The 22,092-nt window shown below is 73.9% G+C and carries 22 protein-coding genes; 8 read left to right on the top strand and 14 right to left on the bottom strand.

Translation table 11 applies throughout. The features are described 5' to 3' along the window. Positions 1 to 13: 13 nt before the first annotated feature. The 5 genes from ACZ4SV_RS09985 to ACZ4SV_RS10005 all read right to left on the bottom strand — a co-directional run bounded on the left by ACZ4SV_RS09985 (position 14) and on the right by ACZ4SV_RS10005 (position 5,425). Positions 14 to 1,240 carry an MFS transporter gene (locus ACZ4SV_RS09985; RefSeq protein ID WP_468003007.1) on the bottom strand — a complete coding sequence of 409 codons (1,227 nt, stop codon included), beginning with the start codon at positions 1,238 to 1,240 and terminating at the stop codon, positions 14 to 16. Positions 1,241 to 1,816: 576 nt separating this feature from the next. After that, on the bottom strand, positions 1,817 to 3,061 hold the full coding sequence (locus ACZ4SV_RS09990) for a cytochrome P450 family protein (RefSeq protein ID WP_468003009.1): 1,245 nt from the start codon (positions 3,059 to 3,061) through the stop codon (positions 1,817 to 1,819). Then, positions 3,058 to 4,206 carry an amidohydrolase family protein gene (locus tag ACZ4SV_RS09995; protein ID WP_468003011.1) on the bottom strand — a complete coding sequence of 383 codons (1,149 nt, stop codon included), beginning with the start codon at positions 4,204 to 4,206 and terminating at the stop codon, positions 3,058 to 3,060. Before ACZ4SV_RS09995 ends, ACZ4SV_RS09990 begins: the two co-directional genes overlap by 4 nt. After that, positions 4,203 to 5,090, bottom strand: coding sequence for an NAD(P)-dependent oxidoreductase (locus tag ACZ4SV_RS10000; RefSeq protein ID WP_468003013.1), 888 nt, complete (start codon positions 5,088 to 5,090; stop codon positions 4,203 to 4,205). The genes ACZ4SV_RS09995 and ACZ4SV_RS10000 overlap by 4 nt, the downstream gene beginning before the upstream one ends. Next, positions 5,087 to 5,425 (bottom strand): antibiotic biosynthesis monooxygenase family protein, encoded by a 339-nt coding sequence (locus ACZ4SV_RS10005; RefSeq protein WP_365884185.1) that lies wholly within the window; start codon positions 5,423 to 5,425, stop codon positions 5,087 to 5,089. The genes ACZ4SV_RS10000 and ACZ4SV_RS10005 overlap by 4 nt, the downstream gene beginning before the upstream one ends. 405 nt (positions 5,426 to 5,830) lie before the next feature. Between ACZ4SV_RS10005 and ACZ4SV_RS10010 the strand changes: the two genes are divergently transcribed. From ACZ4SV_RS10010 to ACZ4SV_RS10025, 4 genes are all read left to right on the top strand, one after another. Further along, the gene (locus ACZ4SV_RS10010; protein WP_468003015.1) at positions 5,831 to 6,568 is read left to right on the top strand and encodes an SAM-dependent methyltransferase; all 738 of its coding nucleotides are present in this window, start codon (positions 5,831 to 5,833) and stop codon (positions 6,566 to 6,568) included. A gap of 129 nt (positions 6,569 to 6,697) precedes the next feature. Beyond that, complete coding sequence (locus ACZ4SV_RS10015) at positions 6,698 to 7,045, top strand: hypothetical protein (RefSeq protein ID WP_468003017.1); 348 nt, start codon at positions 6,698 to 6,700, stop codon at positions 7,043 to 7,045. 245 nt (positions 7,046 to 7,290) lie between these two features. Further along, complete coding sequence (locus tag ACZ4SV_RS10020) at positions 7,291 to 8,388, top strand: enoyl-CoA hydratase/isomerase family protein (RefSeq protein WP_468003019.1); 1,098 nt, start codon at positions 7,291 to 7,293, stop codon at positions 8,386 to 8,388. A 92-nt stretch (positions 8,389 to 8,480) separates the two neighbouring features. Next, positions 8,481 to 8,681 carry an SCO3870 family protein gene (locus tag ACZ4SV_RS10025; RefSeq protein ID WP_468003021.1) on the top strand — a complete coding sequence of 67 codons (201 nt, stop codon included), beginning with the start codon at positions 8,481 to 8,483 and terminating at the stop codon, positions 8,679 to 8,681. Between the two features lie 412 nt (positions 8,682 to 9,093). On the opposite strand, the gene ACZ4SV_RS10030 is transcribed toward ACZ4SV_RS10025, so the two are convergent. From ACZ4SV_RS10030 to ACZ4SV_RS10040, 3 genes are all read right to left on the bottom strand, one after another. After that, positions 9,094 to 10,293 (bottom strand): MAB_1171c family putative transporter, encoded by a 1,200-nt coding sequence (locus tag ACZ4SV_RS10030; RefSeq protein ID WP_468003023.1) that lies wholly within the window; start codon positions 10,291 to 10,293, stop codon positions 9,094 to 9,096. Next, on the bottom strand, positions 10,290 to 10,862 hold the full coding sequence (locus tag ACZ4SV_RS10035) for a hypothetical protein (RefSeq protein ID WP_468003025.1): 573 nt from the start codon (positions 10,860 to 10,862) through the stop codon (positions 10,290 to 10,292). The genes ACZ4SV_RS10030 and ACZ4SV_RS10035 overlap by 4 nt, the downstream gene beginning before the upstream one ends. A gap of 66 nt (positions 10,863 to 10,928) precedes the next feature. Then, on the bottom strand, positions 10,929 to 11,369 hold the full coding sequence (locus ACZ4SV_RS10040) for a hypothetical protein (protein WP_468003027.1): 441 nt from the start codon (positions 11,367 to 11,369) through the stop codon (positions 10,929 to 10,931). 368 nt (positions 11,370 to 11,737) lie between these two features. Here ACZ4SV_RS10040 and ACZ4SV_RS10045 point away from each other — a divergent pair, with 368 nt between their 5' ends. Next, the gene (locus tag ACZ4SV_RS10045; RefSeq protein WP_468003029.1) at positions 11,738 to 13,012 is read left to right on the top strand and encodes a hypothetical protein; all 1,275 of its coding nucleotides are present in this window, start codon (positions 11,738 to 11,740) and stop codon (positions 13,010 to 13,012) included. Between the two features lie 84 nt (positions 13,013 to 13,096). Continuing rightward, positions 13,097 to 14,380: a hypothetical protein gene (locus tag ACZ4SV_RS10050; RefSeq protein WP_468003031.1), complete on the top strand. Its 1,284-nt coding sequence runs from the start codon at positions 13,097 to 13,099 to the stop codon at positions 14,378 to 14,380. Between the two features lie 177 nt (positions 14,381 to 14,557). On the opposite strand, the gene ACZ4SV_RS10055 is transcribed toward ACZ4SV_RS10050, so the two are convergent. From ACZ4SV_RS10055 to ACZ4SV_RS10065, 3 genes are read right to left on the bottom strand one after another with little or no spacing between them, the layout of a single operon-like run. Next, positions 14,558 to 15,526 (bottom strand): threo-3-hydroxy-L-aspartate ammonia-lyase, encoded by a 969-nt coding sequence (locus tag ACZ4SV_RS10055; protein WP_468003033.1) that lies wholly within the window; start codon positions 15,524 to 15,526, stop codon positions 14,558 to 14,560. Between the two features lie 44 nt (positions 15,527 to 15,570). After that, a complete protein-coding gene (locus ACZ4SV_RS10060) occupies positions 15,571 to 16,737 on the bottom strand; it encodes an alanine racemase (RefSeq protein WP_468003035.1) in 1,167 nt (388 codons plus the stop codon). Between the two features lie 14 nt (positions 16,738 to 16,751). Continuing rightward, the gene (locus tag ACZ4SV_RS10065) at positions 16,752 to 17,420 is read right to left on the bottom strand and encodes a helix-turn-helix transcriptional regulator (RefSeq protein WP_365883136.1); all 669 of its coding nucleotides are present in this window, start codon (positions 17,418 to 17,420) and stop codon (positions 16,752 to 16,754) included. Positions 17,421 to 17,596: 176 nt separating this feature from the next. Between ACZ4SV_RS10065 and ACZ4SV_RS10070 the strand changes: the two genes are divergently transcribed. Then, positions 17,597 to 18,376 carry a thioesterase II family protein gene (locus ACZ4SV_RS10070; protein ID WP_365883135.1) on the top strand — a complete coding sequence of 260 codons (780 nt, stop codon included), beginning with the start codon at positions 17,597 to 17,599 and terminating at the stop codon, positions 18,374 to 18,376. 117 nt (positions 18,377 to 18,493) lie between these two features. Here the strand turns inward: ACZ4SV_RS10070 and ACZ4SV_RS10075 are convergent, their stop codons facing one another. From ACZ4SV_RS10075 to ACZ4SV_RS10085, 3 genes are all read right to left on the bottom strand, one after another. Then, complete coding sequence (locus tag ACZ4SV_RS10075) at positions 18,494 to 18,994, bottom strand: peptidylprolyl isomerase (protein WP_365883134.1); 501 nt, start codon at positions 18,992 to 18,994, stop codon at positions 18,494 to 18,496. Between the two features lie 220 nt (positions 18,995 to 19,214). Then, on the bottom strand, positions 19,215 to 20,321 hold the full coding sequence (locus ACZ4SV_RS10080; RefSeq protein WP_468003038.1) for an NAD(+)/NADH kinase: 1,107 nt from the start codon (positions 20,319 to 20,321) through the stop codon (positions 19,215 to 19,217). Between the two features lie 378 nt (positions 20,322 to 20,699). Then, the gene (locus tag ACZ4SV_RS10085) at positions 20,700 to 21,566 is read right to left on the bottom strand and encodes an alpha/beta fold hydrolase (RefSeq protein ID WP_468003040.1); all 867 of its coding nucleotides are present in this window, start codon (positions 21,564 to 21,566) and stop codon (positions 20,700 to 20,702) included. Positions 21,567 to 21,662: 96 nt separating this feature from the next. On the opposite strand from ACZ4SV_RS10085, the gene ACZ4SV_RS10090 reads away from it, so the two are divergent. Then, positions 21,663 to 22,076: a winged helix-turn-helix transcriptional regulator gene (locus tag ACZ4SV_RS10090; protein ID WP_365883131.1), complete on the top strand. Its 414-nt coding sequence runs from the start codon at positions 21,663 to 21,665 to the stop codon at positions 22,074 to 22,076. The last annotated feature ends 16 nt before the right edge of the window (positions 22,077 to 22,092 follow it).

Consider the following 22,092-nt stretch of genomic DNA (forward strand, 5'->3'; position numbering starts at 1 on the left):
CGGGCGGAGGGCGTCAGAGGCGGGGCAGGGTGAGGACGGCCAGGACGGCGAGGGCGGCCACGGCGGCGAAGAAGACGAAGCCCCACGGGTGGCCGATCCCGGCACTCACCAGCGCGCCCGTGACCGTGGGGCCGACGAGGGAACCGATCCGGCCGATGCCGGACGCCGAGCCGAGCGCGGTGCCGCGCACGGAGGGCGGGTAGAAGCCGGTGACGTACGCGTAGACCAGCACCTGCGCCGAGAAGACGAACACCCCGGTGAGGAAGACCACCGAGTCGAGCAGCAGATCGCTGTGCATCCTGATGCCGAGGCAGGCCAGCAGGGCCGCCGAGACCGCGAACCAGACAGCCGTGGTCCGCTTGATGCCGCGCCGGTCGGCCACGAAGCCGCCCAGCACCAGACCGGCCACCCCGCCCGCGTTCAGCACCAGGAGCTGGGTCACGGCCGTGGGCACGGGATAGCCGGCGTCGTTCATCAGCTTGGGCAGCCAGGTGTTGAGGCCGTACACGAGCAGCAGACCCATGAACGAGGCCGCCCAGATCCCGAGACCGGCGCGCAGGTACGCCGGCTTCAGCAGCTCGGTGAACGGCACCCGGACGGCCCCGGCCTGCTCCCCGGCGCGGACGAACGCCTCCGACTCCGGCAGCCGGAACCACTGGACGGCCGCGGTGACCAGCCCGGCGGCACCGAGCACGTAGAAGAGAACCTGCCAGTGCCCGGCCAGTTGGAGCGCCAGCAGCGAGGTGATCACGGCACCGGTGTGATAGCCGGTCATGATCAGCGTGCTGGCGCGGGCCCGCCGGTCCGCCGGCAGCCGCTCGGCCGTCAGCGTGAGCGACACGGGCATGCACGCGCCGAGGCCCACCCCGGCCGCGAACCGCAGCAGGGCGAACACCGTGACGGAGCCGGCGAGCGGCACCAGGAGGGTGAAGACGGAGAACAGCACCACCGAGGCGATCAGCAGCAGACGCCGGCCGAGCCGGTCGGCCAGCGGACCGACCAGCATCGCGCCGACGGCGACGCCGGCCAGCGACAGCGTGGCGACGGTGGTCGCGTCCCCGGCCGTCATGCCCAGGTGACGGGTCTTCAGCAGGGTCGGGATGATGGCGCCGAGGACGACGAGGTCGTAGCCCTCCAGCAGGACGGTGACCCAGCACAGGACCACCGTCCAGACGGTACGGCCGGTGGTTCCGGTCCCCGTGGCGGTGCCGGGGGAGCGGGACGGGGCGACGGACGGCATGACGGCATACCCCCCTGGAGCGGCTGCGGGAGCGGTGCGGGAGTGCGCGACGGACAGTACCGGGGGAGGGCGGGGGAGCGGAACGGGTGGGCGGCGACGGGTGACCGGCGGTGTCCGCGCCGAGGACCGGCCTCCGCGCCGTACCGGCCCGCCTCCCGCACCAGCCCCGGCGTGGCCGGCCCGGCGGGGTCGGCGCCGTGTCGGCGGGCCGCTCGTCCCGCAGGGCCGCGAAGACCTCCTCGGGGTGCGGCAGCGGCCCTCGCGCGGACCGCGGCGGCGGTACGGGCCGGTAGGCGCCCACGGGCGCGGCGGGCGGGCCGAACGCACGCACCGGCAGACCGGTCACGGCGGTGGGGCCGGCGACCGGCGCCTCGCCCACCGGCGCCCGCGCGGCGGCAGACGCGTCCCCGGTGACCTGAATCAGCCGATGTCCGCCGGCAGTTACCGCCGGGGAAGGCGTTCGTGACGTTCTCATCCGCCTCGGCCGTCCAGCCGACGAGCGGCCGCGTCAGCGACGCGGCACACACCGGGGAACGCGCGGCCCGGCCACCGGGAAGGCGGGCGTTCGGCCGGGGCTCAGGCGGCCGGGTCGAGGACGACCGGCAGTTCGGCGAGGCCGCGGAAGGCGGGGAACGGCACCTCCAGCCACCGGGGGCCGCCGGCCGGGTGGGCCAGGGCCATCCGGGGGAACCGGTCGAACAGGAGGGTGAGGGCGAGCTGGGTCTCCAGCCGGGCCAGCGGGGCGCCCAGGCAGTAGTGGCTGCCGTGCCCGAAGCCGAGATGGGCGTCCTGCGCGTTGCCCGGCCGCCGGACGTCCAGCTCGTCCGGGGCGTCGAACTTCAGCGGGTCGCGGTTGGCCGAGCTGAGCGCGACCTGCACCAGGGCGCCCTTGGGGATCAGGGTCCCGCCGTACTCCACGTCCTCGGTCGCGTAGCGGAACGTCGCGCTCTCCACCGAGCCGTCGTAGCGCACCAGTTCCTCGACCGCCGCGCGGATCAGCTCCGGTTCCTCCCGTACGGCGCGCAACTGCGCGGGCCGGGACAGCAGATGGTGCACGGCGTTGCCGATGAGGTACGCGGTCGTCTTGTGGCCCGCGAACATCAACAGGAAGGCCGTGGAGACCAGTTCGCTCTGGGTGAGGGCGCCGTCCTCGCCGTCCCGGGCCGCGATGAGCGCGCTCAGCAGGTCGTCACCCGGCCGCTCCCGCTTGGCGGTGACGAGCTGCGTGAAGTACGCGTGCAGCTCCTCCTCGGCCTTCTGCTGAGCCCGCTTGAACTCCTCGCCGAACCCGGTCTGCGCCACCGTCGTGGACAGCCGCTGCAGCCCCGACCGGTCCTCGGCCGGCACGCCGAGCAGGTCGCAGATCACGATGATGGGCAGCGGGAACGCGAACACCGGGAGCAGGTCGACGGGTTCCCGGGCCGGGCACGCGTCGAGCAGACCGCGGACGACCTCCTCGATGCGCGGGCGCAGCGCCTGCACCCGCCGGGGGGTGAAAGCGGAGTTGACCAGCCGGCGCAGCCGGGTGTGCTTGGGCGCGTCGGAGTTGAGCATGTTGTCGTCCAGCGCGACGGACGAGTCACCGAAGATCCTCCGGTAGGCGTCCATGGCCCCGTACATGTCCTTGCTCAGCCGCGGGTCCGACAGCGCGGCCCGCGCGTCCTCGTACCGGGTGATCAGATACGTCTCGTTGCCGTGCGGCGGTGTCATGGGACAGACGGGCGCCGCGGAGCGCAGGTGGGCGTAGACCGGGTGCGGATCGCGACGGAACTCGGGGGTGCACCGCTCGGCCGCGGCGACGGCCTCCTGGGTGGTGGTCACGGACGGCTCCTGAGGTCGAAGAGGGCCTGGGCGTTGCCGCCGAGGATGAGCTGCTGGGACGCCTTGTCGAGCGGCAGCTTCTCGATCATGTGGACGAAGTCCTCCAGCGGCGCGGCCATCGGCGGCGAGTCGGTGCCGAACAGCATCCGGCCGGGGCCCAGCACCTCCGCGTTCAGACTCAGGTGCGCCGCGCTGAACGGGCTGGTGTCGACGTACATGCGGCGCAGCGCGGCGGCCGGGTCGGCCGCGGGCTCGACGGCGTCCGGACCGGGCGCCGGCCGTACGGCCGGCGGTGCCCCGCCGGTCCGAGTCCCGCCGGCCCCTGTCCCACCGGTGCCTGCCCCGCCGGTCGGGGGTCCGTCGGCCGGGGACCCGCCGGTCCGTGCCCCGGCCGCTGAGTCCGCGGTCCCCGGGGCACGGCCGCCCGGGGACGCGGAGGGCGTCCCCGGGCGGCCGCCGGCGGGCGGCGCGCCCCCGGCCCAGTGCGGGGGGCGCGCCGCGGTCTGCAGCCGCTCCGGCAGCAGCGCCAGCGCGCCGCCGCCGGTCGCGCCGATCAGCCGCAGATCCGGGTACTTGTCCAGCCACCCCGCGAACGCGATCATGGCCAGGCCCAGCGTGACATCGCCGAAGCGCCCGATCTGCTCCACGAAGCCGGACTGCTCGACCCGTTCGGTGCCGGCCGGTTCGGCCGGCGCGTGGACCAGGACGGGCACCCCCGCCTCCGCGGCCAGCGCGAAGAAGGAGTCGGCGCGGCGCGAACCGAGCAGTTCCCCGTGCACGCTGGACGTGGTGATCAGACCGACGAAGGCGGGGTCCGCCAGCGTCTCCCGTACGCCTTCGAGGTGATCGTCGTCCCCGAACGGGTTGGCGTACACATAGCCGCGCAACTGGTCCGGGAACCGGCGGATCAGGCCCGACATCCAGGCGTGGAACGCGCGCAGCCGGTCGCGCGGCTGCGCGTAGTTGTCCACGCCGGGCACCCGCGCCATCGCCCCGGCCCCGACCGGGCTGCCGATGAGGGTCAGGTCGATGCCGGCCTCGGCGCGGGCGGCGAGCATGCCGTCGACGTCGGTCAGGCTCGGGGGCATGGGGAAGCGTGCGGCGGCTTCCGGTGGGGACAGGTGCCCGTGGATGTCGATGATCACGTGTCGGTTCCCGGTTTCGGTCTCAGTGCGCGGGTGACCGCGGCACAGTCCTGGTCGCCCAGTCCCTGCTCGGTCGCGCGGACGTGGGTCTCCGCCGCGGCGGTCGCCAGCGGCAGGCTCAGGCCGGCTGCTGCCGCCTGCTTGGTAGCGAGCATGAGGTCTTTCGCCATCAGGCGCAGCCGGAAGTCCGGCTCGTCGAACCGGTCGGCGGCCAGCCGCCGCGACTTGAACGCCATGACCGGGGAGGCGAAGCCGCTGCCCGCGATGGTCTTCAGGACCAGCCTCCGGTCCAGTCCGCAGGCCTCCGCCAGTTCGGTGGCCTCGGCCAGCGCCTGCACCTCGATGCCCATCAGCAGGTTGAGGAGCAGTTTCATCCGCATGCCGGAACCGAGTGCGCCCAGATGGACGACCTCCTTGCCCAGCGTCTCCAGCAGCGGACGGGCGGCGGCGCACGTCTCCTCCGTGCCGCCGACGAACAGCCGCAGCTCGCCGTCGCGGGCGTGGTCGCGGTTGCCGAGCATGCCCATGTCCAAGACGGCGGGCAGGTCCCCGGCGATCTGCACGACCTCCTCGGGCGCCACGGTGCTGGCACACAGCAGGATGCCCGGGTACGGGCCCCGCGACAGGACGCCGTCCGGGCCGCGCAGCACGCTGCCCAGGGCCTCGCCGTCGGCCACGGCGCACAGCGCGGCGACCGTGCCCTCGACCGCCTCGGCCGGGTGCGCGGCGACATGGGCGCCGGCCTCGGCGAGCGGCGCGGTCCGCTCGGCGGTGCGGTTCCAGACCCGGACCGGTACGCCCTGGTCGAGCAGACGGCGGGCCAGCCCGGCGCCCATCGCGCCCAGGCCGAGTACGGCGACGGGGCCGCGCGGGATGCGCGTCATGACGCCACCCCCCGGGTCTCCTTGATCACCCGGTACCGCAGCGACTGCCGCTGGTCCACGAACTGCCGCAACGGCGCGACGAGTTCACGGTGCTCTTCGCTCTGCTGCCAGGCGAAGAAGTGCTCGGCCGTCTGCCACTCGCTGGTGATCACCCACTGACGGGAGTCGTCGGCGGGCTCGCCGAGCCGTTCGATGAGGTGACCGGGCGTCCCGGACACGGACTTCCGGAGCTGTTCGTACAGGTCCAGGAAGCCCTGTTCGCCGCCCTCGACGACGCGGACGGCGAAGACGACGCCCAGCTTGTCGGCCGATCGGCCCTGGTGGTTGGTGCCCATGGTTCCTCCTGAGTGAGATCCGGTGGGACACGCCTCCCACGGACTCATGTCGCCCGTACGGCCGCAACTCCGAATGGGGCGGGGTCCAGTGGGGACAAGGGGTGCACGGTGCGTCATTAGTCATTTCGGGTGAGTGTCGGACCGCCTCCGGCGTCCTGCGGCGGGGCGTGGCGGGCGGCCCCGGGAAGGGGTCGGGCCGGTTACCCGTTCGAGTGGCCGCCGCCCGCCGCCCGCCGCCCGCCGCCCGCCGCCCGCCGCCCGCCGGCCGCCGCCCGCCGGCCGGTGTCGGGTCCGGGCTCCGCCGCACCGCGCGGGAGCGCGCGCCTTGTTCGGATGCGTCACCTTGTTCGGATGCGTCGGCTTATTCGGATGCGTGGGCGCCGGCGGCTGTGTCAGGCTCCGGCGGTGGACCACGACGAGATCTCCCGGCACGCGCACGCGGACCATCCGATAGCGGCGCCGCTCGACGACGACGCGGTGCGCCGGCTGCTGGAGCGGGGGCTGCCGCGAGGTGCCGGACGCGTGCTCGACCTCGGCTGCGGCGGCGGCGAGTGGCTGCTGCGGGCCCTGACCGCCTGGCCGGGGCTGCGCGCCGAGGGCATCGACGTCTCCGGGCGCGCGCTGGACGACGCGCACCGGGCCGCGCGCCGGCTCGGCGTGGACGACCGTCTGGAACTGCACCGGCAGGACGCGGCGACGTTCACCGCCCCGCACGCCTTCGACCTCGTGCTCTGTGTCGGGGCCACGCACGCGTTCGGCGGCCTCCTGCTCGCCCTCGCGGCGGCGCGCCGGCATCTGGCACCGGGCGGCCGCGTCCTGGTGGGCGAGGGGTTCTGGGACGGCGAGCCCTCCGCCGAGGCCGTCGACCTGCTCGGTGACCTCGACGACCTGCCGGTCACGGTGGACCGGATCGTCGCGGACGGCTGGACACCCGTGCACGCGCACGTCAGCACGCGCCAGGAACTGGACGCGTACGAGTGGGCCTGGACGGGATCGCTGGCCTCCTGGGCGCTGGACCGCCCCGCCCATCCGGACAGTGCCCGGGCGCTGGAGACGGCCACGGTCCACCGCACCGAATGGCTGCGCGGCTACCGGGACGTCTTCGGCTTCGTCTCCTTGGTCCTGCGTCCTACCGAGGGCTGAATCACCAAGAATTAGCCAAGATCGAACAATATATGTTCTTATTCGGGCTGTCCGGAGATCATTTCCGGCCTGACCGCGCCGTCGTGCCGAAACCGCCAGGCCGGTGAGCAAGCCCCAGGAGAACAACGCATGTTGGTGGCGCTCTTCGCCGTCGCCGCCGAGGTGACCGCCCTGGTCCTCTACACGGTCCGCCGGGGCCGCGGCGCGGACCTGCCCTCGCTCGGCCAGGTGGACCTGCGCGACCTGATCCTCGCCGCGATGGCGGTGGCCGCCGGCGGCGCACTGACCGGGAACCAGGACGCCGGACCGGACGACCTGATGGCGCTGCTGCTGTGCGGCTGCCTGCTGCCCACGCAAGCGGGCGCGGCGGTGAGCCGCATGCACGCACGGTGGTCCTCGGCGGCGTGGGCCATCGCCTGCGCGGGCGGCCTGGCCGTGGGCACGCTGAACCAGGACACGGCCTGGCCTTGGAGCTGACGGCGGGGGGCGCGGGCCGAAGTGGCACCGGGCGCGGGGCCGGGCGGGTGGTGCCCGCGTGGTGGTGGGTGTGAGGAGCCCCTCCCCGTCCGGCCCAGCCGGACGGGGACCCGCCGAGAGGGGGTCGCCGTCGCCTCGGCGTGCGGCGCACGAGAAGATCGTCGGCGACCCGTGGTGCCCGATCCGGAAGAAAGCGACCAGATCATGCGTGACATCGTGGCCCGTGGCCTGACCGAGGGGTGCGGATGACCGGCGGCGCGTGGACGGCCCCGTCCCACCCGGCCGACCCCGTCCTGGCGCGCACCGAGGGACGGGCCGCGTACCTCACGCTCAACCGGCCCAGGGCGCTCAACGCCCTGAACCACGCCATGGTCCGCCGGATCGCCGAGGCCCTGACGGCCTGGGAACACGACCCGGCCGTGGAGACCGTCGTCATCACCGGCGCGGGGGAGCGCGGGCTGTGCGCGGGCGGCGACATCCGCGCCGTCCACGACGACGCCCGCGACGGCGACGGCACCGCCTCCGCCGCGTTCTGGCGCGACGAGTACCACCTCAACGCCCGTATCGCCCGCTACCCGAAGCCGTACGTCGCCGTGATGGACGGCATCGTCATGGGCGGCGGGGTCGGCGTCTCCGCGCACGGCGGCGTTCGCGTCGTCACGGAGCGGTCGCGGATCGCCATGCCCGAGACCGGCATCGGCTTCGTCCCCGACGTCGGCGGCACCCACCTCCTCGGCCGCGCCCCCGGCGAACTGGGCACCCACCTCGCGCTGACGGGCACGGAGATCGGCGCCGGCGACGCCCTGCTGTGCGGGCTCGCCGACCACTACGTCCCGGCCGCGTCCCTCGGCGCCTTCGTCGCCGACCTCGCCGCCGTCCCCGTGGCGGACGCCCTGGCCCGGCACGTCCAGCCGCCGCCGGCCGGGTGGCTGGCCGGGCAGCGCGACTGGATCGACAGTTGTTACACGGCCGGCACGGCGGAGGAGATCGTCGAGCGGCTGTTCGCCCACGGCGACCCGGACGCGAAGGAGGCGGCCGAGACCCTCCTCGCCCGGTCGCCCACCGCGCTGAAGGTCACCCTGGCCGCACTCCGCCGCGCCCGGCGCCTCGGCTCGCTGGAGCGGGTGCTCGACCAGGAGTACCGCGTCTCCCTCGCCGCCCTGTCCAGCCCCGACCTGGTCGAGGGCGTACGGGCCCAGCTCGTCGACAAGGACCGCCGTCCGCGCTGGTCGCCCGCGACCCTCGCCGAGGTCACCGACGCCGACGTGGCACGCTTCTTCGCACCGCTCGGCGACGGCGAACTGGGACTCGGGGCAGACCCGGCCGGCGGCGCCGCGCACTGAACCGGCCACGGTCCGGCCGACGCACCGCATACCGCCGGGCGGGAGATAGTCTCGGTGTCGATCAATCGTCTCGTGGCTTGGAGGAAGTACCCATGACGAAGGCCCCGTTCATGGCCATGGCCGCCGGCACCGCGGCGCTGGGCACCGCACTCGGTTCTCTCGCGCTCCAGTTGCGCGCGGACGGCTATGAGCAGTACGTCGAGTCCGTGGCCACCTTCAGCGTCCTGATGTACGTCACCGCGGCGCTGGTCCTGGTGACCTGGGTCCGGGACGGCCGACCGCACGCGAACTGACCCGGCTCTCCCCCCCCGGCACCCCGCGAGCCCGGCCGGCTCCGGGCGGGTCCGGACGGGATCCGGCCGGGTCCGGGCGACAGACCCCGGACCTCGGCAGCCCGCCCGGCCTCCGCCCGCGCTTCCGGCGCGCGCCGGACACCTAGCCCACGGCGTACCGCGCGGCCTGCACGCCCGCCGGGCTCCCGGAGGGCACGGCCGCCGCCGGCTGCGGCAAAGCCGGGCGGGACGCCCCACGCCGAACCCGCGCCGCCCGGCGGCACCCCGCCGGGCGGCAGGCCCGCTCACGGGCCCGCCGTCACGCGTCCGCCGGGCCGCAGGCCCGCTGACCGGCCCGCCGCCGCGGCAGACCCCTCTCCAATCCGCCCCCGCGGGCACCCCGCTCACCAATCCGCCGCCCCCCGCGCCCCGTTCACCGGTCCGCCGGCGCGGTCACCCCCGCGTACACGGTGTCGACCAGCGGGTGCCGGCAGTGCGCGGCCAGCAACTCCAGCCAGGGCAGCGGGTCTTCGGGTCCGGTGCGTCCGCCCGGCGGTTCCGGCTGCCCGGCCGGGTGCCGTGCGGTGCGGGCCCGGGACGCCCGCCCGATGGCGGAGCGCAGGACCACGGCCTCGGTGGCCGCCGCCAGCCGCGTACCGGTGAACCCGTGCGCGGCGAGCCGTTCCCGGGCCGCCGCCTCGACGCCGGCGCAGCGGAACGGACCCAGGGCGAGCATCGCGTCGCTGATCTCGACGGCGTACCGGTACAGCAGCAGCTCCGGTTCGGCGCGCAGCGCGTCCGGCAGCGGCAGGACGACGTCCGGTACGGCGTCCCCCAGCATCCGCCACAGCGGTTCCAGGCGCCGCAGTCTGCGGCGGTCGGTCCGGGCGCGCCGGTGCTCGGCCAGCGCGGGCCAGACGATCCCGGCTGTGGCCAGCAACAGCGCGCCGGTCAGCAGGGCCTGTGTGACCGGTACGACGGCGGCGTCGGCGAACAGCGGGTTGCCGGAGCCGCGCAGCGCCAGGTGGGCGCCCCGGTGCACGGCGTAGACGAGGCCCGTCGCGGCGCCCGAGCCGATCAGGTTGAGGGAGGTCCGCAACGGGCCCGGCGGAGCCTGTTTGTGGTACCGCAGGCACATCAGCCCGACCGCCAGCACGCCCCAGACCACGTAACCGAGGAAGACGGCCCAGAAGACGTCCTGGGCCGCCGAGTGGGAGTGGGTCAGCAGGTCCTGCTCGCCGTCCGGCCGGGCCGTCGGCAGGAACGCCCCGCACATCACGGCCACCACCACCGCGAGCGGCACCCAGGCGCGGGGTCCGCGGCCGGGCGCCGGCCCGGGGGCCGCGGAGACCTGCCGGACGAACCCGGTCAGGCAGGTGATCGCGCAGACGCCGAGCAGATGGCCGAGGAGAGCGGTGACGCTGCGCACCCCGGTGGCGGTGTCGATGGCGCGGCGCACCCACGGCACGCCCACGGTCACCGACAGGGTGATCAGCGCGACGGTGCCGGCGAGCAGCCGGGCGGGTCCGGAGTCCGGCCGGGCGCGGCCGCGCAGGGCGCGGCGGGCGGTGTGCGCGGTGAGGAACCACAGCGGGACCAGCAGGGCCACCTCGTACGGACGGACGGCCGTCACCGGGGACGCACCTCTCCGAGGGCGCGGGCCAGCCGGTCGAGGACCGCGGACCCGGTGCGGGCGGGCGTCCCGCGGCGCGACGCGCGGCCGGCCGACCGCTGGTGGATCAGGGTCGCCAGCAACTCGGCCTGCTGTTCCTGCCGTTCGGTGTAGTCGGTACGGCCGCGGGCGAGCAGCCTGCGCACCATGGCGGGATCGAGGCCCGGGAAGAGGGCGTCCAGGCCGGGCGGCGGTCCGCCGCCGTCCCGTTCGGTCTCGTGGTCCAGCAGGAGGTGGGATAGCTCGTGCAGGATGATGTGGCGCTGGTGGAAGGCGTTGGTGGACGCCTCGTAGAAGATGTGGTCGGTGTCGCCGAGGCTGATCCACAGACCGCACAGACCAGCGGTTCCCGCCTGTTCCGGGAGCGGGGAGAGGGCCAGCCGTCTGCCGGAGCGCTGTTCGATCGCGGCGCACAGCGCGCCGATGGTCACCGGTCGCGCGTCGTCGAGCGGAAGCCCGCCCAGGATGGCGTCGCACCTGGCCCGGAAGTCGGACCAGGAGTCACCCCGGAACCGGTCACCGTCCTGCACGGTCTCTCTCCCCCCGACCGCAGGCGATGCGTCCGGCCCGCGGTCACAGCCTTGTGAGAGGCAATTCTAAGCCTCCGGTCCGCGACGCCCGGATGGCTGTTCGGCCGCCTGTTCGACCAGGCCGCGGACCACGTCGAGTCCGCGCGCGGAGAGCGTGGCGACGGCCGCCGCGCGCAGGGCGACGGCCTTGACGTCGTTGTTGCGCATCGCGGTGATCAGGGCGAGCTGGGCCATGGTCTGGTCGGCGACGGCGTCGTCCACGAAGTAGCCGACCGGCACGCCGAAGAAGGCGGCGAGCGCGCGCAGCGTGCCGACGGTGGGGTTGGGCGCCTTGCCGTTCATCAGCATCGACAGCCGGCCCACCGACAGGGAGGTGCCGCCCGGTTCCTCGTCCGCCTTGATGCCGTCGACCACCTCCTGGAGGGTGTGGCGCCTGCCGAGCGGCTGTACGTGCTCGAAGAGGTATTCGAGGCGGGCGGCCAGCCGCTGCCCTTCGGTCTCACTCACGGTCGCTCACCTCTCGACGCCACCTGCCGTCCGGGCATTATCGCGTGCCCCGCGGGATGCGCGGGGCGGCTACCTGCTGGTTTCACCACAGTGAAAGCACCTTGCGAATTCAAGCCAGATGAAGGTGGCTGATTCCTGACGCGCCTCTGGCGAGTCGTCCGGTTTTGTCACGACAGATGGTCATGATGTTCCCGTGTGCCCCGCATTGAACCGGCCATGTCGGTGATCGTGTGTTTTCAATAAACATTGACTCCGTTCGAGCGACGCCTGAATGATGCTCCGTCGTGACCAGGCGTCACATCCGCACCACCACCTCGGAGAACGCACCGAGCGCGCATGACTGTCCACATTCATGGGGGGAACCACTCATGTCCACCACACGTGTCCTGAACCGCGCGCTGGTCGCGGCCGCCGCCACGCTGACCGTCGGCATCGCCGCCACCACACCGGCGCTGGCCGCGCCGGGCGACGCCCCGTCGGCCGCCGTCCCCACGAAGGACAAGGGCGGTGCCGGGCAGGGCCGTTCCGCGCCGACCTCCCGGCTCGCCGCCGCACCCGCCCTCACCCGCGCCGAGGTCATCGACCGGGCGGCGTCCTGGGTCGGCCTCGGACTCGACTACAGCTGGACGAAGACCTACCAGGGCTACCGCCAGGACTGCTCCGGTTACGTGTCCATGGCCTGGGACCTCGACACCCCCGGGCTCGACACCACCAGCTTCGTCCCCAGCGGTGTCGCCTCCTGGATCGGCAAGGAGGACCTGAAGCCCGGCGACGCGCTGCTCAACGACGCGGCCGGCGCCTCCGGCCACATCGTCCTCTTCGACGGCTGGGCCGACTCCGCCCACACCTCGTACAGCGGCTACGAGTTCACCGGCACCGGCGTGCACCACCGGACCATCCCCTACCCGTACTTCTCCGGTTACGGCACCTTCAAGCCGGTCCGCAACAACAGCGTGGTGGACGACGTCGTGGACCCGGGCCCGGACAACGTCGGTATATACCGTCCCTCCACGCACGAGTTCCATCTGCGTAAGGATGACGGGAGTCTGGTCAAGATCGGCTGGGGGACGGTTGGTGACGTGCCGGTGGCCGGGAACTGGGACGGCGGGGCGGCCGACAATGTCGGGATCTACCGTCCGTCCACGCATGAGTTCCACTTGCGCAAGGACGACGGGAGTCTGGTCAAGGTCGGTTGGGGCACGGTCGGGGATCAGCCGGTGTCGGGGAACTGGGACGGTGGTCACGCCGACAACGTGGGCATCTGGCGGCCCTCCACGCATGAGTTCCACCTGCGGATGGACGACGGGAGCCTGAGGAAGATCGTGTGGGGCGACGACGGTGACCTGCCGGTGGCCGGGAATTGGGACGGTGGCCACGCAGACAACGTCGGGATCTACCGTCCGTCCACCCATGAGTTCCACCTGCGGATGGACGACGGCAGTCTGAAGAAGGTGGTGTGGGGCGACGACGGTGATCTGCCGGTGTCCGCCAACTGGGACGGCGCCGGCCCGGACAACGTCGGCATCTACCGTCCGTCCACGCATGAGTTCCACCTGCGCAAGGACGACGGCACCCTCGTCAAGGTCGGCTGGGGCACCACCGGAGACCTCCCCGTCTCCGGCAACTGGGACGCCCGCCAGTAACCCCGCTCCCCGACGGCGCGACAGCCCGCCGCGCCGCCGGTGCGCCCACCTCATCGTCAGCCGACCGGAAGCCGAGCCTTGTCCGTGAACCGCATTCCGCGCCACCACCTCGCCGTCCTCGCCACCACCACCGCCATAGCGGCCGCGCTCCTCGGCGCGGCCCCGGACGCCCACGCCGGTGACGGAGCCCGGGTCGACCTCTCCGACCCGGCCGCCGTCGCCCTCGCCCCGGACGCCGTCTGCGGCCCGAACCTGAGCACCGACCAGACCGTCGTGAACCAGCTCAACAGCACGCTGACCGGCACCCTCAGCGGCTATATGACGACCTACCGGCTGTCCTGCGCCCGGGCCATCGTCAAGGCCGTCCAGGCCCGCGGCCTGCCCCGGCGCGCCGCCGTCATCGCCGTGACCACCTCGATCGTCGAGACCACCCTGCGCAACAACCCCAACACCGAGGACCACGACAGCGTGGGCCTGTTCCAGCAGCGGGCCAGCTGGGGTTCGTTCGAACAGCGGATGGACCCGACCTGGGCGACGAACGCCTTCCTGAACGGGATGCTCGGCGTGTCGAACTGGCAGACCCGGCCGGTCGGCGAGGTCTGCCAGGCGGTCCAGAACTCCGCCTACCCGGACCGGTACCAGCTCCAGGCCGCCGACGGCGACCGCATCGTGGACGTCCTGTTCGACGAATCCGTCGACCCCGGCCCGGACAACGTCGGTATATACCGTCCGTCCACGCACGAGTTCCATCTGCGTAAGGATGACGGGAGTCTGGTCAAGATCGGCTGGGGGACGGTTGGTGACGTGCCGGTGGCCGGTAACTGGGACGGTGGCGCGGCCGACAATGTCGGGATCTACCGTCCGTCCACGCATGAGTTCCACTTGCGTAAGGACGACGGGAGTCTGGTCAAGGTCGGTTGGGGCACGGTCGGGGATCAGCCGGTGTCGGGGAACTGGGACGGTGGTCACGCCGACAACGTGGGCATCTGGCGGCCCTCCACGCATGAGTTCCACCTGCGGATGGACGACGGGAGCCTGAGGAAGATCGTGTGGGGCGACGACGGTGACCTGCCCGTCGCCGGGAACTGGGACGGCGGTCACGCAGACAACGTCGGGATCTACCGTCCGTCCACCCATGAGTTCCACCTGCGGATGGACGACGGCAGTCTGAAGAAGGTGGTGTGGGGCGACGACGGTGATCTGCCGGTCTCCGCCAACTGGGACGGCGCCGGCCCGGACAACGTCGGCATCTACCGTCCGTCCACGCATGAGTTCCACCTGCGCAAGGACGACGGCACCCTCGTCAAGGTCGGCTGGGGCACCACCGGAGACCTGCCCGTCTCCGGCAACTGGGACGCCCGCCAGTAACCCCGCTCCCCGACGGCGCGACAGCCCGCCGCGCCGTACGACCCGACCGGCCCCGGAGCCGGGCACCGCACCCGCGCCGACCCCGCCCCCGCGCCCGGGTACCGCACCCGCGCCCAGGGCGACCCGCACCGCCTGACGGCGGGACGGCGGTGGCCGGCCGGGGCCCGGTGGGCCGGGTCAGCCGCTGACGAGGGCGGCGAAGCGGGCGGTGTCGATGTTGCCGCCGGACGCGATGAGGCCGATCCGCCGCGGCGGCCGGGCGACGCGTCCGGCCAGCAGCGCGGCCAGCGGCGTGGCACCGCTCGGCTCCAGGACGATCTTGAGCCGTTCGAAGGCGAAACGCATCGCGGTGACGATCTCCGCGTCGCTGACCAGGGCTATGGAGTCGACCAGCCGCTGGTTGACGGGGAAGGTGAGTGCGCCGGGCGTGTCCGGGGCCTGCCCGTCCGCGATGGTGCGGGGTACCGGGATGGTGACGCGCGCACCGGCTTCCAGGGAGCGCTTGGTGTCGTCGCCCGCCTCCGGTTCGACGCCGACGACCCGGATGCCGGGGTGCAGCGCGGTCGCGGCGATGGCGCTTCCGGCGATCAGTCCGCCGCCTCCCACGGGCACCAGGAGGGCGTCCAGCGGGCCGGTCTCCTCCAGGAGTTCCACGACGGCGGTGCCCTGGCCGGCGATGACGTCCGGGTGGTCGTAGGGCGGGATCAGGGTGAGGCCGCGCTCTTCGGCCAGGGCGTGGCCGAGCGCGATGCGGTCCTCGGTGTAGCGGTCGTAGGTGACGACCTCCGCGCCGTAGCCGGCGGTCGCCGCCAGCTTGGAGCAGGGGGCGTCCTCGGGCATCAGGATGACGGCGGTGGTGCCCAGTTCGCGGGCGGCCAGCGCGGTGGCCTGGGCGTGGTTGCCGGAGGAGTAGGCGGCGATGCCCTGCGCGAGCCGGTCCGGCGGGAGCTGGGCGGCGGCGTTGTAGGCGCCGCGGAACTTGAAGGCACCGACCCGCTGGAAGTTCTCGGCCTTGATGAACACCTCCGCTCCCACCAGGGAGTTCAGCGTGCGGGAGGTGAGGACGGGAGTGCGGTGGGCGACGCCCTGGAGGCGGGCGGCGGCCTCCTGGACGTCGGCGAACGTGACGGGCGGTGCGGTGGCCATGGACTGTCCTTCGGGCGAGGGGACGGGACGGGGGAGCGGCGCGGTCACCAGCCGAGGACGCGGGGCCAGTACGCCTCGATCGCGGGCGTGGACGCCGTGGCGCGGGCGCTGTCGACGACGTGGTAGCCGTGGTGCTGGGCGGCGGTGGCGCAGGCGTGGTTGGGCAGGACCCGCAGCCGGGTGCCGATGGGCAGCTCGGGCAGGGCGGCGCCGTCCCGGGCGGTGAGCGTGCCGTGCTCCTGGCTGGCGGCGGTCATGACCAGATTCGGAATCAGGGTGCCGGACAGGTCGGTGACCAGGCCGTAGCCCTGGTCCTGCGGCTGGGCGGCGGTGCCGCGGTCGCGGGACATGGCCATCCAGCCGCCGTCGGTGAGGATCCACCCGTGTTCCGGGCGATGGCCGATGACGGTGACCACCACCGACAGGGCGAGGTCGGCCAGGGCGCAGACGCCGAGGCCGGCCATCACCAGGTCGAAGAAGACATAGGTGCCGGCGCGCAGTTCGGTGACCCCGGTGAGGTCGTCGGCGGCGTGCGCGGTGGGTGTGGAGCCGACGCTGACCGTGGCCACGGGCAGGCCGGCCGCGCGCAGCCGGCCGGCCGCGGCGACCGCCGCGTCGCGTTCGTCGCGCGCCGCCTCGCGCCGTTCCCCGGCGGTGTAGGCGGAGTACGACGCGCCCGCGTGGGTCAGTACGCCGTCCAGGCAGCCCGCGTCGTGCAGGACACGGCCGAGGGCGGGCAGCTCCGGGGCGTCGGGCCGCAGGCCCCCGCGGTGGCCGTCGCAGTCGATCTCGATCTGGGCGGGCACGGCGACACCGGCCGCGCGCGCGGCCTCGGCGACGAACGCCGCCTGCTCGATGCTGTCCAGCAGCACGCGCAGGGTGACCCCGCGGCGCACCAGGGCCACCACGCGCGGCAGTTTGCGCGGTTCGATGCCGACGGCGTAGGTGATGTCGTCGTATCCGGCGCCGGCGAACGCCTCGGCCTCGGCGAGGGTGGAGACGGTGACCGGACCGGGGGCGCCGCCGTGCAGCAGGGCGGCGAGGTCGAGGCTCTTGGCCGTCTTCACATGCGGGCGCAAGGAGACGCCGAGGCGGTCCGCCCGCGCCCGCAGCCGCGCGATGTTGCGCCGCGTCCGGTCCGCGTCCACGACGGCGAACGGCGTGTCGGGATCGGCCAGGGTCCGGACGGCGGGGGAGTCGGCGGTGCTCACGGTCGGACGGCCCTTCACTTGGCGTAGTTGTAGACCGTCGCCCGGGACACGCCGAGCAGGTCCGCGATGGTCTGGGCGGCGTCGCGCGAGGCGAAGTAGCCGTCGCGCTGCAACCGGCGCACGAGCGCCCGCTTCTCCTCCCGGCTCAGCGAGCGGGGCGTGGCGGCGCGCTCGGCGGCGTGACTCTCCACCACCTCGCGCAGCTCGCGCGCGGTGCGGTCGCGCAGGGTCTCCAGGGGCCGGCCGTGGTGCTCGCGGTCCGTGGCGACGAGGTTCGACAGGGCCAGGGTGACCGGGGACAGGACGGACACGTCGAGGTTCAGGCACAGCGCCGCGACGTACTCGCCGGCCGCGTTCCTGATGCCGATGGACGTGCTCTTGGCCGGGCGGCCGTCGGGGAACCGGTTGGGGTAGTTCTGGATGACGCTCGGGTACTCCGGGTCGGCGATGCGCGCCAGTCCCAACTCGGTCGCGGAGTCGCCGACCTGACGGCCCGACAGGTTGTTCTCGATCACCCGGACGGCGTGCCCGGGGTCGCGCAGGTCGTGCAGCACGACCTCGCACAGGCCCGGGAACATGCGGCCCAGCGCGACGGCGATCTTCTCCACCTCCCGGATGAGGTGCTCGTCCGCGGCGTCGCCCTCCGCGCCGTCCACGGCCCTGCCGTGCGCCACCCGGTCCATGGCCCCTCCCCAGACAGAAATCGACAGCTAGTCCACTTCTGGATCGGGAGTCTAAGCCGCCGGATGTCCGCTGTCCACCAGAGCCCGGACCGGTCCGCCCGCCCCGCCGCCGCCCACGTCAACTAGGCTCCACAGCAGCACCTTTCGCACACGGCACACACCATCGAGGGGGATCCATGGCCGACCGGTCCAGCGCGGAGCACCAGAAGTGGCTGCGCGACTTCCACCAGCCGGAGCCCGGTGCGCCACGGCTGCTCTGCCTGCCGCACGCCGGCGGCTCCGCCAGCTTCTACTTCCCGGTCTCCAAGGCGCTGTCGCCCGCGGTCGACGTACGCGCGGTGCAGTACCCGGGCCGCCAGGACCGCCTGGCGGAACCGCCGCGGGACTCCATCCAGGACCTCGCGCAGGGCGTGTTCGACGCGCTGGACGAGCGGGAGGAGACACCCCTGGCGGTCTTCGGGCACAGCATGGGCGCCCTGGTCGGCTTCGAACTGGCCCGGCTCCTGGAGAAGGCCGGCCGGCCCCTGTCGGCGCTCTTCCTCTCCGGCCGCCGGGGCCCGTCCGTCGAGCGGACCGAGACCGTGCACCAGGGCGACGACGCGCGGCTGCTCGAGGAGGTCACCAAGCTGGACGGCACGGACTCCGCCCTGCTCCAGGACGAGGAGGTGCTGCGGATGATCCTGCCCGCGCTGCGGGCCGACTACCGGGCGGTGGAGACCTACCGGGCCGCTCCCGGACCGCGTCCGGGCTGCCCCGTCGTCGTCATGACGGGCGACGCCGACCCGCGGGTCACCCTGGACGAGGCCCGGACCTGGGAGCAGGAGACGGACGGCCCGTTCGAGTTCCACGTGTATCCCGGCGGCCACTTCTACCTGGTGGCGCAGCAGCGGGCCGTACTGGCCGACATCCAGTCCGCGCTGCGGCGGTTCGTACCCGGCCCCGGCACGGCGGTCTGAGCCCGGACACGCGCACCCGGCCCCGGCCGGGCGGCACGGGGCCGGCGGGCCGGGAGCCGCGGGGCGGCGGGGACGCGGGGCGGCACCGGTGGAGACGGTGCCGCCCGGCGGGGTGCGTCAGCCGAGGACCTTGGCGGAGTCGATGACCACGGACTCGGTGGGCACGTCCTGGTGGCCGTGCTTGCTGCCCGTCTTGACGGCCTTGATGGCGTCGACGACGTCCTTGCCCTCGGTGACCCGGCCGAACACGGCGTAGCCCCAGCCGTTCGGGGTCTTCGCCGAGTAGTTCAGGAAGGCGTTGTCCGAGACGTTGATGAAGAACTGCGCCGTCGCCGAGTGCGGGTCACCCGTCCGCGCCATCGCCACGGTGTAGTTGTCGTTCTTCAGACCGTTGTCGGCCTCATTCTGGATCGGCGCCTGGGTGGGCTTCTGCCGCATGTCCGTGGTGAAACCGCCGCCCTGGACCATAAAGCCGTTAATTACCCGGTGGAAAACCGTGCCGTCGTAGTGACCGCTGCGCACATACGACAGGAAGTTCTCGACGGTCTTGGGCGCCTCGGCGTCGTTCAGCTCCAGCACGATCCGGCCGAAGTTGGTGTTCAGCTCGACGGACGACATCACAATCTCCTTATTCCAGTGGGCTTGCCCACGCTACAGGTACGGCCCTGCCGGCCGTTCACCGGTGCGATCGGGGACCACGCCGGTCCGACGGCCCCAGCGCACCATGGAATATACGACCACAGGACACGCGTACGCCGTCGCGGCGCCCCGGGGCTCGAACGGCCATCCGGGTCATGACGCGGTCCGGCGACGGCCGCGCGGGCCCATTTCCGCCGCATTACCGGCGGGTCCCGGCATTCCCGGGCGCGGCGTCGGGAGGGCCGGGCGCGTCGCCGGGCACCGGAGGCAGCGCCAGATGGGCCAGGTCGGCCGGCGGCGGGGTGCGCACCGGCCACAGCGGGGCGGCCTGGCCGTCGGCGAGCGCGGCCGGCGCGTCGGTGAGGTTCATCCGTTCCCGCAGCCGTCCGTAGAAGTCCGTGGGACCGAGCCGCACCACCCGCAGCCGGCGCGGAGCGGCGTACACGCCGATCCAGTCCCCGGGGTTCAGCACCCCGCGCAACTGGCCGTCGATGCTGACCGCGGCCCGGCCCGAGCGCGGCAGCACCCGCAGCGCGACGGGCTCGTCCGGCGCGGCCACCACCGAGCGGTTGAACACCATGTGCGGCGCGACCGGAGTGAACACCAGGCCCTCCGCGCGCGGCGAGACCACCGGACCGCCCGCGGCGAAGCTGTACGCCGTCGAGCCCGTGGGCGTGGCCACCAGCAGCGCGTCGGCCGAGTAGCTCGCCAGCAGCCGGCCCGCCAGATACACCCCGACCGACACCTGCCGGTCCCGGGCCAGCTTCTCCACCACCACGTCGTTCAGCGCGGTGACGTCCAGCGCGACCCCCCAGTCGCCGCCCGTCTCGCACTCCGCGCGCACCCGGGGCGGCGGCAGCATCGGCCCGCGCCCGTACCGCAGCAGTGCCTCCATCCCCGCGGGCACCTCCAGCCGGCACGAGGCGCGCAGGGTGAGCAGCATCCGGCTCTCGACGTCGATCCGCTCCTCCCGTACGGCGTCCAGCGCGGCCCGCACCGCCGCGGCGGGCACCTCGGTGAGGAAACCGACCCGGCCGAGGTCGACCCCGAGCACCTGGGCGTCGGTCTCGGCCGCCAGCCGGGCACCGCGCAGGAACGTGCCGTCCCCGCCCAGGGTGACGACGAGGTCCGGACCGCCCGCGCCGTCCATCTCCTCGCGGGCGCTGCGCCGGGCGCCCTCCTGCCACACGTCGATGTCCGCGCACGCCACGCCGTGCCCGGCGCACCAGGCGCGCACCTCCCGGGCGGCGGCCACGGCCTCGGAGCGCCCGCCGTGCACGACCAGACCGACACGGTTCACCGTCATACCCGCACACCCGCCTCCCGGACCGACACCCACGGCCGCCCCGCGCACACCGTCGCGCCCGCGGACGGCCGCGACGACGGCCCGGACCGGGCCCGGCGCCATCCTCACCGCGAACCGGCCCGTCCCGGCGCGCGCCACGCCGCCGACCCGAGGCGTGGGCCCCGGGCGGGCGGCCAGCCACCGTCCGTGCCCCCGCGCCGTCACTGCCGGCCGTCGTCGTCCGCGCCCCCGTGCCCCCGCGCCGTCACTGCCGGCCGTCGTCGTCCGCGCCCCCGCGCCACCGCGCCGTCACTGCCGGCCGTCGTCGTCCGCGCCCCCGCGCCACCGCGCCGTCACTGCCGGCCGTCGTCGTCCGCGCCTCCCGCCGTCACCCCGGTGTCACCGCCGGCCGTCGTCCGCCGCGAGGAACGGCTCCAGCAGCGCCAGCAGGGCCTCCGGGCGGTCCAGCGGGACGAGGTGACCGCAGTCCGGGATCACCCGGCCGGTCAGCTCGTCGGCGTGGGACCGCAGTTGGCGCTCCAGCGAGCGGCCCACCGGATGGGCGCCGACCGTCAGGGCGGGCACGGTGAGCCGGGCGCCGGCCACGGCCTCCCGGATCTGCCGGGCGCCGGCGGACAGCGCCCGGTAGGGGCCGAACGCCGCGCGCAGCGCCTCGGCGCCGGTGTAGGCGCGGACGAACGCGGCACGCACGTCCGGCCGTACGCCCCGGCCGAGCGTGCCCTGGCGCAGGAACCAGTCGACGTACGCCTCCTCGTGCCCCACGAGCACGGACTCCGCCAGTCCGGACGCGGCGTGGAACCCGAACCACCACGGCGGCCCGGCCGCGAGGAACTCCTCGGCGCCCGGCAGGTCGCCCAGCAGCGATTCCATCAGCACCAGCCGCCGTACCAGCGCGGGCCGCCGCATGGCCAGCAGGAACGCGGGCGGCGCCCCGAGGTCGATGCCGACCACGGCGGCCGGGCCGGCGTCGAGCGCCTCCAGCAGGCCCGCGGCGTCGGCGGCGAGCGTCCCGGCGTCGTAGCCGTCCGCCGGGCGGTCGCTGTCGCCGAAGCCCCGCAGGTCCGGCGCGATCACCCGGTGGCGGCGGGCCAGCGGCCCGATGACCTCGGTCCACAGCCGCCAGGTGTGCGGGAAGCCGTGCAGCAGCAGTACGGCCGGGCCCGCGCCCGCCGTGGCGACGTTGAGCGTGGTCCCGCCGACGGTGACGCGGCGCAGGCGCACACCGGGCACGGAGGTGACAGTCATGGGCATCCCTCGGGTAACGAATGGTGACAACCGAACGCTAGGTAATTAGGGTCGGGACCAACAGAACGCACTTTCCCGTCAGTTGGTGAGCTTCAGGTGACCTCCCAGGCCAAGGACGCGCCCGCCGCGCGCGGCGACCTCTTCGACCCCGCGTGCCCGACCCGCCGGCTGCTGGACCGGATCGGCACGAAATGGACGTCGATGGCGGTGAAGGTGCTGGCGGAGGCGGCACCGGGAGAGGTGCGCTTCGCCGAACTGCTGCGCCGGATGCCGGGCGTCTCGCACAAGATGCTCGCGGTGACCCTGCGGACCCTGGTCCGGGACGGCCTGGTCGCGCGCAGGGTGGAGCCCTCCGTGCCGCCCGGCGTGCACTACCGGCTCACCCCGCTCGGACTGTCGCTCGACACCGTGCTCGCCGCCGTACGCGACTGGGCCGAGGAGCACATGGCCGAGGTGGACCGGGCCAACGAACTGAGCGACCGGCAGGACGGGCGGCCCGGCGGGGCATGAGCCGCCCCGGCCCGCT

Source organism: Streptomyces sp. NPDC027672 (assembly GCF_055566335.1).